We start from the raw sequence: 13211 nt of genomic DNA, 5'->3' as shown, positions 1-13211 counted from the left end.
AAAGCCGCTACCCTGCCCTTTTCAAGCCCATATAATGACTGCGCAAAGGCTTGTCGAAATGCTCGATCGAGTAACGCAGTAAGGTCCGGGGCATGGTAGCGGCATACTGATCCAGAAATTGGATCAACTGCGGGCGATGGACCTGCCCGGCACTTCTCAACATCCATCCGGTTGCTTTATGGATCAAATCTTCCCGGTCGTTCAGTAACAGTTCCGCGATCCGGAACGTGTCTCCCAGATCGCCTTTTTTAATAAAATATCCCGTACTGACAATGGCGGTCCGCCGCTCCCAGATGCGCTCCGACCTGGCCAGTTCATAAAGCACATCGCGCGGAGCCCCGGAAATGTAGAGATAACCTCCCACAACGTGCGGTGCACATATATCGACCAGGTCCCAGTTGTTGATGCGGGCCGTGTTCCGGAGATACAGCTCGTACAGGAGCTTCCGCTGCTCCACAGTCATCTTCTTGCTCCGTGCCTGCTTGTCGATAATACTGAGGGCTCCTGTCCGGATTTCATGGATAGGGCTTTCGAGCAACTTTTCAACTTCTTCCATCGACATATTGATGTAAGCTTTTGCCAAAGCGAAGATCTGACCCATGCGAACGCCCATAAAGACGTCCCCTTCCCCATATTCGCCCTCACCGGTTTTAAAATACCGCATCAGCTTCATCGCCTCCGCCGGCGACCGGTACTTCTCCATATGAGCTGCAAATTCCAGGGCCGTCGGGTTAGGGGGTGTTTCAGAAATAACTTCAATGGCTGCCATAAATCTGTTATTGAAAGTGCTTTTACCAAATATAGTGATATAAAAATGACCAAATCATAACTGTGCGTTAACAGGAATGATCCGGGTGCAAAATATATTTGCCGTCATTTTGAGAAACCCGAACCGACTTCCATACCCTTACAACTCACTGATATTAATGGATTCAAGAAGAGACTTCCTTAAAAAAGCCGCGCTATTGGCCGGCACCGGTACGATGGCCGGCGCTTTACCACCCGTGATCCAGAAAGCCCTGGCAATCGATCCCGCACCGGGAAGCACCTTTTATGATGCCGAACATATTGTTTTCCTGATGCAGGAGAACCGGTCGTTCGACCACCAGCTGGGTATGTTGCAGGGCGTCCGTGGCTTCAATGACCCTCGCGCCATTCAGCTCCCCGATCAGAATAAGGTATGGTTCCAAACCAACAAGGCAGGTGACACCTACGGTCCTTTCCGATTGAACGTGAAAGACACCAAAGTGGCCTGGATGGGCTCCATTCCCCACGGCTGGACGGATCAGACGGACGCGATGAACAATGGAAAATACGACAAATGGCTCGATGTGAAAGCCCCCCGTAACAAAAACTATTCGCACATCCCGCTCACCATGGGCTACTGCGACCGTTCCGACTTTCCCTTCTACTACTCCCTCGCCGACGCCTTCACCGTTTGCGATCATAACTTCTGTTCGAGCATTACCGGCACCCACCCCAATCGCTACTACTGGATGACCGGCACCGTACGGGAGCAAAACAAGCCGGAGGGCATTGCGCATTTGTGGAATATCAGCAACTACGAATACCCCGAGCTGGAATGGAAGACTTACCCCGAGCGACTCGACGAAGCCGGGGTCAACTGGAAAGTGTACCAGAACGAACTGACTATGGGCTACGGTCTCAAAGGCGAGGAAAGCGCGTGGCTCAGCAACTTCGGCACCAATGTGCTGGAATATTTCAAGGCATACCATGTCCGGTTTCATGAGGGCGGCATTGCCAACCTGGAAAACAAACGTAAAACCGTTTTGCAAACCATCGCCGACCTCGAAAAGGAAGGTGATGAAAAAGCGGCCCAACGCGCCGCTGCGGCCAAACGCCTTTTGAAGAACATTGAAACGGCCCAGACCAAATTCAATGCGGAGACGCAGTCGAAGCTGTCTGACAAAGACAAACAACTGAACAGCAAAGCATTCACCACCAATAGTAACGATCCGCATTTTCACGAGCTTACCTCGTTGCAGTACAACGACAACGGCACCGAACGGACGCTGAGCGTACCCAAAGGCGATGTATTCCACCAGTTCCGGGCGGATGTCAAAAACGGCACATTGCCTACGGTGTCCTGGCTCATGCCGCCCGCGCATTTCTCCGATCATCCCGGCGAGCCGTGGTTTGGCCCCTGGTATGTGAGCGAGGCCATGGAGATCCTGCTGCAAAATCCGGAAGTATGGAAAAAAACCATTTTTATCGTGACTTACGACGAAAACGATGGGTACTTCGATCACGTGCCGCCATTCACGGTCCCGAATCCATATAAAGAGAACACAGGCAAAGTTTCCAACGGCATCGATCCCAAACTCGATTTCGCATTGGCAAACCAGCAGACCAACCCTTCTGCCAATGCCAATAACATCCGGGAAGGTTCGATCGGGCTCGGCTACCGGGTCCCGATGATCATCGCTTCGCCATGGTCGAGAGGCGGTTATGTCAATTCCGAGGTTTTTGACCACACTTCTTCCCTGCAATTCCTCGAAAACTTCCTCGAAAAGAAGTTCAAAAAAAAGATCCGGGAAGAAAACATCACGCAATGGCGCCGTACGATTTGTGGCGACCTAACCTCCGTTTTCAGGCCATATAATGGTGAAAAAATCGACAAGCCCGCGTTTCTCGACCAAAAGCCGTTTATTGAAAGCATTCACCAGGCCCAGTTCAAGCAGGCACCCGAAAACTTCAAAAAACTTAGTGCTGCCGACCTGTCAGAGATCGACCGTGCGCCCCGAAACTCCCCATTGTTCCCAACTCAGGAAAAAGGTGTTCGTTCGGCCTGCGCCCTGCCTTACGAAGCTTACACCCAAGGCGCTCTGAATAAAAACGGGGACAGTTTCCAGCTCTCATTCCGGGCCGGCAACCAACTCTTCGGCCCTCGCGCAAGTGGCGTACCTTTCCGCGTATATGCGATGAAGCCCTATCGCGGCGAAGTTCTGCGTTCTTGGGATTACAGCGTTGCGGCTGGTGATACGCTTCAAGATGGCTGGCAGCTCGATGCATTCGAGAAAGGCCAATACCACCTGCGCGTTTACGGTCCGAATGGTTTCTATCGCGAATTCCTGGGCAATGCGCGCAATCCGAAGCTTAAAATCAGTTGTGAATCTGAAACCAAGGCCTCCAGAGCAACAGGTAATGTGGTATTGAGAATAGAAAACCTCGACTCCAAACCGCACGACGTCACCATTTCCGACAACAGCTACAAAACCGGCAGCAAGAAAAAGAGGTTTGCCGTTGGCGGAAAGGCATCTCTGGTACTGGATCTTGCCAAATCATTTCATTGGTATGATTTCAGCGTAAAGGTCGACGGGCACGATACCTATGAAGAACGTTTTGCAGGTCACGTCGAAACCGGTGCCGTCAGCAAAACAGACCCCCTCATGGGTGGCATTGTCTGACAGACGCGTATAGCATACAAACGGGCAGGAAACGCAATCGCTCCTGCCCGTTTTTTGTTGATGAAATGCATGATTATCCCGATTGCACGCCATTGTTGGCAACACGCCATTGTTGGTAACACGCCATTGTTGGTATTCTTACCAACAATAGCGTACAACCACTATTCTTTTAATGGAATCAGCTTGCGCAGCTTCTCATCGCGCAGGTACAGACCCGCCCACACGAGGATTCCGAAGACCGACGCAAAGTACAGCGGCTGTCCGGCACGCACCATGATCGCAATCGCGCCCCCAAGATAGCCTGTCAGCAGGATCGCCCCCAGAATAGCCGTGCGCGGCACCGCATACAGGATTGTCGAGATGAGCAGTGCAATACCGATGCTCTGAACCTGATCAACAGGCCAGCCTAACTGCGCCGAACCTTCGATGGAATGTGATTCCTTGATGACTTTCATAACAGCGTCGAAAAGCAGGAACAGAATACACAGAATGCTGATGATTTTTCCGGCCAATACTCCCTTGCTGGTTTGCTTTTTTACACTGGTGTTAACAAATGTGGTTTCCATGATCTCTTTGGTTTATATGTTTTTGTTTGATTGATTGGTTGATACAAAACTAGCGGCTGCAAAAAGAATGGGCGCTGTGTAAAAACGGCATTAATAGGGGGCGTTTGCGACATTCAGTAGAAGAACCGCGATAAGGCCTTATGAAGGCTAAAAAATACCTGCCTATGAAGCTGTTTTCCGCCAGCCGAACGCTGTTTTTATTTCTGATTATCATCCATATATCGATTAGCAAAAAGGCGTTCGCCGACGACGGTTACAGACTTTGGCTCAAATATGACAGGATCGCCGATGAGGCGCTGAGGGAGAACTACATCCGGTCCATCCGGTTCATTGCCGTCTCCCGTCAGGGGGAGATATTGCAGGCTGCGGCCAGCGAATTACAAACCGGCCTTAAGGGAATGCTCGGCGTGTCGATACCCATTGTCCATTTGCCGCCCGCAGGCCAAACCGGTATCACGCTGACAATCATGGCCCCGACTTATCCGGGTGCCGCAACAGCCCACGAGGAAGGATATTCTCTATCGGTACAATCCGGGAATCTTGTGATCTTAGCCAAGCGGGATGCAGGACTTCTCTATGGCAGTTTCGCATTGCTGCGGCATTTACAAATGCACTTACCATTGAAAACAGCACCTGGTGCCAGCGCTCCCAAAATAAACCTGCGGATGCTCAACCATTGGGATAATCCCGAGGGAACGGTCGAGCGGGGTTATGCGGGGGCTTCTCTCTGGAAATGGTATGACCTTCCGGAGCACATCGATCCCCGTTACCGTGACTACGCCAGGGCAAACGCCTCCATTGGGATCAATGCCACGGTTGTAAACAATGTGAATGCAAGCGCGCGATTCCTGACCGCCGAATACCTGCATAAAGTAGCCGCGCTGGCAGGGGTTTTCCGGAGATACGGCATCAAAACCTATTTATCCGTTTATTTCGCCGCGCCGAAAACACTCGGAGGGTTGCCTACCTCCGACCCGCTCGATCCGAAAGTACGGCAATGGTGGCATGACAAAGCTAAGGAGATTTACAGCATTATCCCCGATTTCGGCGGCTTTCTGGTCAAAGCCAACTCCGAAGGCGAGCCCGGGCCACAAGATTATGGCCGCACCCATGCCGACGGTGCAAACATGCTGGCAGAGGCGGTCAAACCTTATAACGGCACCATCATCTGGCGGGCATTTGTGTACAAAGCCGATCCGAAAGCAGATCGGTTTAAAGCTGCCTACGAAGAATTTGTCCCGCTCGACGGGAAGTTCGATTCCCGGGTGATCGTCCAGGTCAAAAACGGGCCGATCGATTTTCAGCCCCGGGAGCCGTTTTCCCCGTTGTTTGGCAACATGCCTAAAACCCCGCTGGGGATGGAATTTCAGATCACCCAGGAATACCTCGGCTTTACAACCCATCTGGTGTATGAAGCGCCTTTGTTTAAAGAATGCCTCGATTCCGATACTGATGTAAATGGTCGGGGCTCTACCGTAGCCAAAATTATTGACGGCTCGCTGCACAACTATCCGCTGACCTGCATGGCCGGCGTCGCCAACACGGGGTCGGGCCGGAACTGGACGGGCCATCCCATGGCCCAGGCTAACTGGTACGCCTTTGGCCGCCTCGCCTGGGACCACAGCCTGAGCTCAGAAGCCATTGCCCGCGAATGGATACAACTCACACTCACGACGCAGCCGCCGGCAGTTTCCAAGATCGCTGCTATGATGCTGCAATCCCGGGAAATCTATGTAAACTACAACGCGCCTTTGGGCCTCTCGCGCCCCTGGGCCGGGAATCATTATGCACCTGAACCGTGGCAAAGCCGGAGCTCCCGCCCCGACTGGACCGCTACTTACTACCATCGCGCCGATTCGCTCGGGCTGGGTTTCGACCGCACGACTACCGGCAGCGGCGCCCTCGAGCAGTACCGCCCCGAAGTACGCAAGCAATGGAACTACGCTCAAACCTGCCCGCTACCCTACCTCCTATGGTTCCATCACGTTCCGTGGACTCAAAAACTGATTTCCGGCCGTTCGCTTTGGGAGGAATTGTGCTTCCGGTTTTATACCGGGGCCGATTCGGTCCTCTGGATGAAACAGCAATGGGCGGAAGTGCGCCCGGTCGTTGATCCGGAAACCTATGCCGATGTGGATGCAAGGCTATCCAAACAGCATAAGGAAGCCGTCTGGTGGCGTGACGCGTGGGTTTTGTATCTGCAAACGCAAGCCGGGCTACCCATCCCGGAGAGCCACCCGAAAACGGACCGAACACTCGACGACGTTAAAAAAATGACCGATGTGTATCTGATCCGCTAAAAATGACAGGATAAAACACATAAAAAATTGAATTCTATTTTGGTATACTTATATTTACACCTGTTAACGCCCGCAAACCCTGATGAAAGACCCCATGATCGACGACCTGCTTTTAGCAACCAACATCCGTCAGGGTGACAAGGCGTCTTTCACAAAGGCTTATCAGTATTACCACCGCTACCTGTACCGCTTCGCATTACGATTTCTCAAATCATCCGAACATGCGGAAGAGGTAGTCCATGATGTTTTTTTAAAATTGTGGGAAAACCGGGAAAGGCTCAATGAAGAATGCTCCCTGAAAGGATATCTTATTAAAATCTGCAAAAACCACATCCTGAATATCCTCACACGTGCCACGCGGGAACGGGCCATTATGCAGGAAATGGGGCAGCGGATAGCGCATTCGCACAATGAAACCGAAAACGCCGTCGTCACAGCCGATTACGAAGCCCGTGCCGACCAGATCATCTCGCAGCTTCCGCCCCAGCGCCAAAAGGTTTTCCGGATGTACCGTTTCGACGAAATGAATTCGGACGAGATTTCACAGCAGCTTGGCATCTCTAAAGGCACCGTCAAAGACCACCTCCTCAAAGCCAACCGCTACCTCCGTAAGTACCTGCACGCTTACACAGGCATTCCCATTGACATTACCGTGATCGTTCTCGCAATGTTCTTACACTGATATTTTTTTTAGAAAAATTTCCAGTCCGAGCATGCCTGATCCCAGGTTCATTTGTATTATCCATACAAAACAAAACCTATGGACAAGGAAATCTATATCAGAAACCTGCTTTACAAGTACCTGGCCGATCAATGTACGGAGCAGGAACAAGACGAGCTTCTGGCACATCTGCAGACGCCGGTAGGCAAATGGGTTTTCGACGAAGTCATGAACTCCGAAGCGGGGAAGATATTCGGATTACCGCAGGAAATCGAACCCGCCATTTCAGACCGAATACTAGACCGCCTGCAGCAAAGCATTGAAGAAAGCGATGCTACGGAAAAACCGGTACCGGTGTTCCGTAAAGCTAATTTCTGGCGCATGGCCGCAGTGTTGACAGGTTTTCTGATGGTGTTCGGCATCGGCTACTATCACTTCAGGGGAACCCGGCCTCAAACCGTCAGCACGGGTAAAGGGCAAATGCAAACCACTATGCTGCCCGATGGTTCAAGAGTTATTTTGAATGCCAGTTCGTCCCTTAAATATGAAAAACAATGGAACAACAAAGCGACGCGAGAGGTGACGCTGGAAGGAGAAGCCTTCTTTGATGTAGTGCACAACCCCCGACAGCCGTTTTTCGTCAAAACCGACAGAATGGAAATCAGGGTGCTGGGCACGGCATTCAATGTCAAATCACGCAATGCGCAGCGGATATTCGAAACCACGCTGGTCCGTGGCAAAGTGACGATCAAAGACCGCCAGGCGCCGGAGCGCAAAGAAACCATTTTAAAGCCTAATGAGCAGGCGATACTTAGCCCACAGTCGGCAAAGTTGGAAACCGCACCGGTAGTTGTGCAAGAGGATAGCTACTGGCACAAAGGACGGCTGATTTTCGAAGATGAGCCAGTGGAAGTGATCGCCCGCGAGCTGGAAAAATGGTATCACGTTAAGATCAAAGTAGAAGAAGAGTCGAAGGATTGCCGGTTCAATTTCAATGTAGACCAGGAAACGCTGCCGGAGGTACTCAAACTACTTGAAGCGGTAACGGGAGCACTCCCGGTGATCGACGGAAAGAATGTATCGATCAAAGGGAAATTGTGTGATGATGTAATGTAAAAAAGTGAATTGCCTATTGAACAGCCAGTAACCCAGAACCATACCTCGTAACGGGCAGCCCGGTGCGGGAAGAAATTCGGATGCTATCGCCTCTCGCCAAAGAATAATGATAGCACCCGGGTTTGAACAAACAGTTGTTTCACCAAACCTTTCCAAAAGTATGAAAAATACTTTATTAAGAGTCTATTACCCAATACAAAGGGTAAAACCGTACAAATCGCATTCCATACTTATGTTAGCATTGGTTCTCTTCCTGATGAATCTGATGCCTTTACAGGCAGGCGGCACCGCAGCTATTGCCAAGGATACCAAAGTTTCGCTTCACCTGAAAGAAACGACGGTCCGGCAGGTACTGTACGAGATCGAACGTCAGAGCAGGATGAGCTTCTTTTATAGTTCTAACCAGATCGATACCCGCCGTCGCATCACGATCGATCTGAATGCTTCCCTGGAAAAAGTCCTCGGTCAGCTTTTTGACGAGGAGGGTATTTCCTGGCAGATCAACGGCAAGCACATTCTTCTCAAGAAAAAGCCGGAAAACACCAAACGGGATACGTATAGCAATGATCGTTCAAACGGTACCGATATCGCCCAACTGAAATCCCCTACCGAAATGAAGCCGCTTGTTCGCACCCAGAGTGTTAAAGGCACAGTCAGGGACACAGACAATGAACCGCTTCCGGGTGTCAGCATCATCATCAAAGGAACCCAGACCGGCGCGATCACCGATCAGGATGGCAGGTACAGCATCGAAGTACCCGATGCCAATGCCACACTGATATTCTCCTTCGTAGGCTACATTCCCCAGGAAGTGCGGGTCGGCAACCAGTCGGATATCAGCCTCACCATGCAAACCGATACCAAGGCATTATCCGAAGTAATCGTAGTGGGCTACGGAACAATCAAAAAAGAAAACTTAACCAGCTCCGTGTCGAAGATCGGCAGTGAGTCGATACAGGGCCGCCCGCTCACGACATTGAGCGACGCCTTTGCGGGGCAGCTCGCAGGCGTACGGGCGCAAAGCGTTTCGGGTATTCCGGGGCAGGAATTGCAGATACGCATCCGGGGCGTCAATACCATTAACGGAAACAGCAATCCGTTGTACGTGATCGACGGGGTACCGCGCGACGACATGAACGACCTCAACCCGGCCGACGTAGCATCGATCCAGATCCTGAAAGATGCATCGGCCACGGCCATTTACGGTGCCCGGGGTGCCAACGGCGTAGTGCTCATCGAGACGAAACAAGGCTCCGGAAAACCTTCCGTTACCTTCGACGCCTACTACGGTATCCAGGATCCCGAGAAATTTGTGGGCATGATGAACAAAGACCAATGGCTGGCTTACAACATCTGGGACCGCAATGAAACCTGGCTTCGGCAAGGCGGATCGATGAAGGATCCAATGTCGGCCCGCCCGGCCAACCTCCAGATCCCCGAAGCCTGGCTAGATCCCAACAACAAGGGTACCGACTGGCAGCGGGCCATCACGGTCGTTGCGCCCATTCAGAGCTACCAGGTAGCCGTGTCAGCCAAGAACGATATCGGCAGCATTTACATGTCCGGAGGGTATTTCGATCAGGACGGCATCATTTACAACACCTATTACCGGCGTATGAACTACCGGTTCAACGGGACACTCAATGTCACCAGCCGGTTTAAGATAGGCATGAACCTCTCGCCTTCATTTTCCGTGCAGGACGACCGCGAAACGCAGGGAAAGGAAACCGTGATTCACCACGCACTGGCACAGTCGCCGCTGGTGGGCCTCGACCAGGCGACGCGCGACTGGGGTTACCCGGTGGGTATTGGACAGGTGTATCCAAATCCGGTAGAAAGATTGAAATACACCACTGATAAGACCAATAAAAACAGGTTTACGTCGGTCGTTTTCGGCGAATACCGGTTTGTTCCCGGCCTGACTTTCAAAACACAGTTTGGCTACAATTTCAACCAGAATCAGTATGAGTTCTTTCAACCCGGCAATGTGACCTACAACAATGGCTATGTAACGCTGGGTAACAGTTACTCCCAAACCAGTAAAGACTGGTCGATCCAGAACACATTGGCTTATGAAAAGAATTTCGGAGATCACTCGCTCAACCTGCTTGCCGGGCAAAGTGCCGAAAACCGCCAGTTCTTTCAGATACAAGCCACCGCGAGTGGCTGGCCCAACGAAATCATCGAAACATTGAACGTCGCCACCACGCCCACCAGGGCTTCTACCGATCGCAATGCCTCGCGTATTTCCTCTTTTTTCGGCCGGCTGGGTTACAGTTTTAAAGACAAATACCTCCTCAATGCGACCCTCCGGCGTGATGGCTCGTCGCGTTTTGGCACCAACCACAAATGGGGCGTTTTTCCAGCGGTATCGGCAGGCTGGAAGCTCAACGAAGAAGGATTTTTGCGCGGTGTAACGTGGCTGTCACTCCTGAAAGTCCGCGCGGCATGGGGAACTTCGGGCAACGACCGGATCGGCAACTACGACTACATGGCCAAAATGGGCATCAGTAATACCAGTTGGGGCGACGCCGTGGTGCCCGGCCTCGTTCCTTCCAATATCGAAAATCCGGACCTGAAATGGGAGTCGACCACCAGCCGGGATTTCGGGATCGATTTTTCCGCATTCAACAACCGCTTGCAAATCAATCTCGATTATTACATCAACAAGACCGACAATCTGCTCTTCAATCTGCCCATTCCCAACACCACGGGTTTTGGTAGCCTGCGCAGTAACATCGGCTCGATCCGTAACAAGGGTTGGGAAGTAGACCTGACGACGGTCAATACTACCGGTCCGATACGCTGGACATCGTCGCTGAATTTGTCGGCCAACAGCAACAAGGTACTGGATATGGGTAATATCAATCAATTCACAAGCACCAACTGGGACGCTCAGTTCATCACGCGCGTAGGCGGACCGGTTTCCCAGTTCCTCGTTTACCGGACCAATGGCCTGCTCACCCAGTCGGACTTCAACGATGCCGGTAAGGCGATTGTACCCACCCTGCCCGGACAGGAAGTCGGCAATGTCAAATATGTCGACCAGAATGGCGACGGTAAGATCAATACGCAGGACTTCGTTCCGTATGGCAACAATCTCCCCGACCTGATCTATGGCTTCACTAACCGGGTCAAGTGGAAGAATTTCGAACTCAGCGTCCTGTTGCAGGGACAGCTTGGCGGCGATGTGCTGTTCCTCGGCCAGCGCCAGCTCGACAATGGCGGCACCAATGTGAATGTATTCCAGCGGTGGCTCCATGCCTGGAAGCCCGATTATGAAAAGAAATACGGGACGGGTGAAAATCCCATCCCCGACTACCTGGGTGTGGACATGTCGTGGGATGGCGAGACACCGTATACGAAAGGCAATAAATCCGACAACAACAGCGATTTCCGGATTTACGACGCCACTTTCCTCCGGATCCGGAACATCGCGCTCAACTATAACCTGCCGGGCAAAATAGGAGGCAGGAGCTTTTTCAAGGGAGCACGTATCTACGTTTCGGTCGATAACCTGAAAACATTCGACAACTACCCGGGAGTAACGCCCGAAACCAACAGTTTCGGCAATGCGACCACCCAGGCGGGGGTCGATTACAGCACCTACCCGCTCTCCAAGAAATATACTTTCGGAATCAATGTTACCTTTTAAGCAGACCGACATGAAAAAGATACTTTATATATGGCTGCTCGCCGGAAGCATCGCATTATCCGGCTGCGACCAGTTTCTCGACCTAAAACCCGATTCGGAATACAGCGTCGATGCGGGTTATAAAACCCAGAATGATTTCAACCAGGCCATCGCAGGCGTGTATGCCTCGCAACAAAACCTGTTTTCCCCGAACGCCAGCTGGTTCAGGGCTACCATCGCGCGGGGTGACGAGGTGAGCATAGGCGGTTTGTATTTCGAGGGACTTGATCAGTTTACCGATAATGCGACCAACGCCTGGACCACCCAGTCCTGGAACGAGCATTTCAAGATGATCAACCTCAGCAACCTGGTCCTAGAAAAGATCGATGCCGGTGAGTTTACGGATCCCAAAATGAAGGATTACATCAAAGGAGAGGCCTATATGTTCCGGGCTTATGCCTACTGGACTTTGGGCTGGATATTTGGCGGCGTCCCTATTCTGGAAAAACCCCAGACCATCGCGAATGTGAAGACCGTAAAGCGCAGTTCGCGGGAAGAGACATTTGCATTCGCGGAATCCAATTACAAAAAGGCCATTGAACTGTTGCCGGTCGAATGGGCGGGTGCCCACAAGGGACGTGTCACCAAATATGCCGCCGAAGGTATGCTGGCCAGAATGTATATGTTTCAATCGAAGTTTACGATGGCCAAACCATTGCTGGCCGACATCATCGGTTCGGGCAAATATGCATTGGAAGAAAGCTATAAAAACGCATTCAACGACGGGTTCGATAATGGCAAGGAACGTCTCTGGGAAGTGCAGTTTACGGGTGGACAAACGGGGGAAGGTCAGACTTTCTCGACCGGGCTGCTGCCGGAAGGATTCAATGACAAAACTGTCATGCCGTTTTCGGGTTACTCTACCGCACTGCGCGTGGCGCCCGGCTTGTTCGACAGCTACGAGGCCGGCGACGCCCGAAGAGCCATGTCGACCCTCAAGGGCTGGGTGAGCAATACGGGTGTCGTTGATACTGTCACGGTGTTTATCCGCAAATATTGCCATTATACTTACGTCCCCAAAACGCAGTCGGACTGGGCCAACAACATCCCGGTACTTCGCTATGCCGATGTGAAGATGATGTACGCCGAGGCACTGAACGAAGAGGGTTTTGTCGCAAACGGAGAAGCACTCACCCTACTCAACGAAATCCGGAAGAGGGCCGGGCTGGCTGCTAAAACCGCTTCGCAACTCAATTCACAGCAAGCCATGCGGGAAGCCATCCGCAACGAAAGGAGGTTCGAATTTGCATTTGAAGGCATGCGCTGGCTGGATCTGCTGCGCTGGAACTTAGCCGAAGAAACCGTCAACAAGTTCCTCGCCACCCCGTTGCAAGGGGGAGGGATTTATTCGATGAAGCCTCACCAGAAAATTTTCGCTATACCATTTGAAGAAATATCCCGGTATGCGGATGAAAGCGTGCTCTGGCAAAATCCGGGTTATTGACA

General features: G+C 51.8%; 8 protein-coding genes. 6 read left to right on the top strand and 2 right to left on the bottom strand.

Annotated features, from left to right (window positions below):
• Positions 1-7: 7 nt before the first annotated feature.
• Positions 8-769 (bottom strand): DNA alkylation repair protein, encoded by a 762-nt coding sequence (locus BP71_RS22720; RefSeq protein ID WP_496383491.1) that lies wholly within the window; start codon positions 767-769, stop codon positions 8-10.
• 157 nt (positions 770-926) lie between these two features.
• Between BP71_RS22720 and BP71_RS22715 the strand changes: the two genes are divergently transcribed.
• Complete coding sequence (locus tag BP71_RS22715) at positions 927-3428, top strand: phosphocholine-specific phospholipase C (protein ID WP_496383489.1); 2502 nt, start codon at positions 927-929, stop codon at positions 3426-3428.
• A gap of 161 nt (positions 3429-3589) precedes the next feature.
• On the opposite strand, the gene BP71_RS22710 is transcribed toward BP71_RS22715, so the two are convergent.
• Positions 3590-3994: a DoxX family protein gene (locus BP71_RS22710; protein WP_496383487.1), complete on the bottom strand. Its 405-nt coding sequence runs from the start codon at positions 3992-3994 to the stop codon at positions 3590-3592.
• A 164-nt stretch (positions 3995-4158) separates the two neighbouring features.
• Here BP71_RS22710 and BP71_RS22705 point away from each other — a divergent pair, with 164 nt between their 5' ends.
• The 5 genes from BP71_RS22705 to BP71_RS22685 all read left to right on the top strand — a co-directional run bounded on the left by BP71_RS22705 (position 4159) and on the right by BP71_RS22685 (position 13209).
• The gene (locus BP71_RS22705) at positions 4159-6294 is read left to right on the top strand and encodes an alpha-glucuronidase family glycosyl hydrolase (protein ID WP_496383485.1); all 2136 of its coding nucleotides are present in this window, start codon (positions 4159-4161) and stop codon (positions 6292-6294) included.
• An 82-nt stretch (positions 6295-6376) separates the two neighbouring features.
• On the top strand, positions 6377-6976 hold the full coding sequence (locus BP71_RS22700; protein ID WP_496383483.1) for an RNA polymerase sigma factor: 600 nt from the start codon (positions 6377-6379) through the stop codon (positions 6974-6976).
• 78 nt (positions 6977-7054) lie between these two features.
• Positions 7055-8071, top strand: coding sequence for a FecR family protein (locus BP71_RS22695; RefSeq protein ID WP_496383481.1), 1017 nt, complete (start codon positions 7055-7057; stop codon positions 8069-8071).
• 232 nt (positions 8072-8303) lie between these two features.
• Positions 8304-11726, top strand: a complete 3423-nt coding sequence (locus tag BP71_RS22690) for a TonB-dependent receptor (protein WP_496383479.1) — start codon at positions 8304-8306, stop codon at positions 11724-11726.
• 10 nt (positions 11727-11736) lie between these two features.
• Positions 11737-13209, top strand: coding sequence for a RagB/SusD family nutrient uptake outer membrane protein (locus BP71_RS22685; protein WP_496383478.1), 1473 nt, complete (start codon positions 11737-11739; stop codon positions 13207-13209).
• Positions 13210-13211: the final 2 nt, after the last annotated feature.

The sequence above is a fragment of the Dyadobacter ginsengisoli DSM 21015 genome (assembly GCF_059568735.1).
The sequence above is the reverse complement of the archived record's forward strand: the minus strand, read 5'-3'. Positions and strand labels throughout refer to the sequence as shown.

Bases quoted from the DNA above. Each gene is read 5' to 3' on its own strand.
- BP71_RS22700 (WP_496383483.1), top strand. From the start codon at position 6,377: ATGAAAGACCCCATGATCGACGACCTGCTTTTAGCAACCAACATCCGT.
- BP71_RS22690 (WP_496383479.1), top strand. From the start codon at position 8,304: ATGTTAGCATTGGTTCTCTTCCTGATGAATCTGATGCCTTTACAGGCA.
- BP71_RS22715 (WP_496383489.1), top strand. From the start codon at position 927: ATGGATTCAAGAAGAGACTTCCTTAAAAAAGCCGCGCTATTGGCCGGC.
- BP71_RS22720 (WP_496383491.1), bottom strand. From the start codon at position 769: ATGGCAGCCATTGAAGTTATTTCTGAAACACCCCCTAACCCGACGGCC.
- BP71_RS22705 (WP_496383485.1), top strand. From the start codon at position 4,159: ATGAAGCTGTTTTCCGCCAGCCGAACGCTGTTTTTATTTCTGATTATC.
- BP71_RS22695 (WP_496383481.1), top strand. From the start codon at position 7,055: ATGGACAAGGAAATCTATATCAGAAACCTGCTTTACAAGTACCTGGCC.
- BP71_RS22710 (WP_496383487.1), bottom strand. From the start codon at position 3,994: ATGGAAACCACATTTGTTAACACCAGTGTAAAAAAGCAAACCAGCAAG.
- BP71_RS22685 (WP_496383478.1), top strand. From the start codon at position 11,737: ATGAAAAAGATACTTTATATATGGCTGCTCGCCGGAAGCATCGCATTA.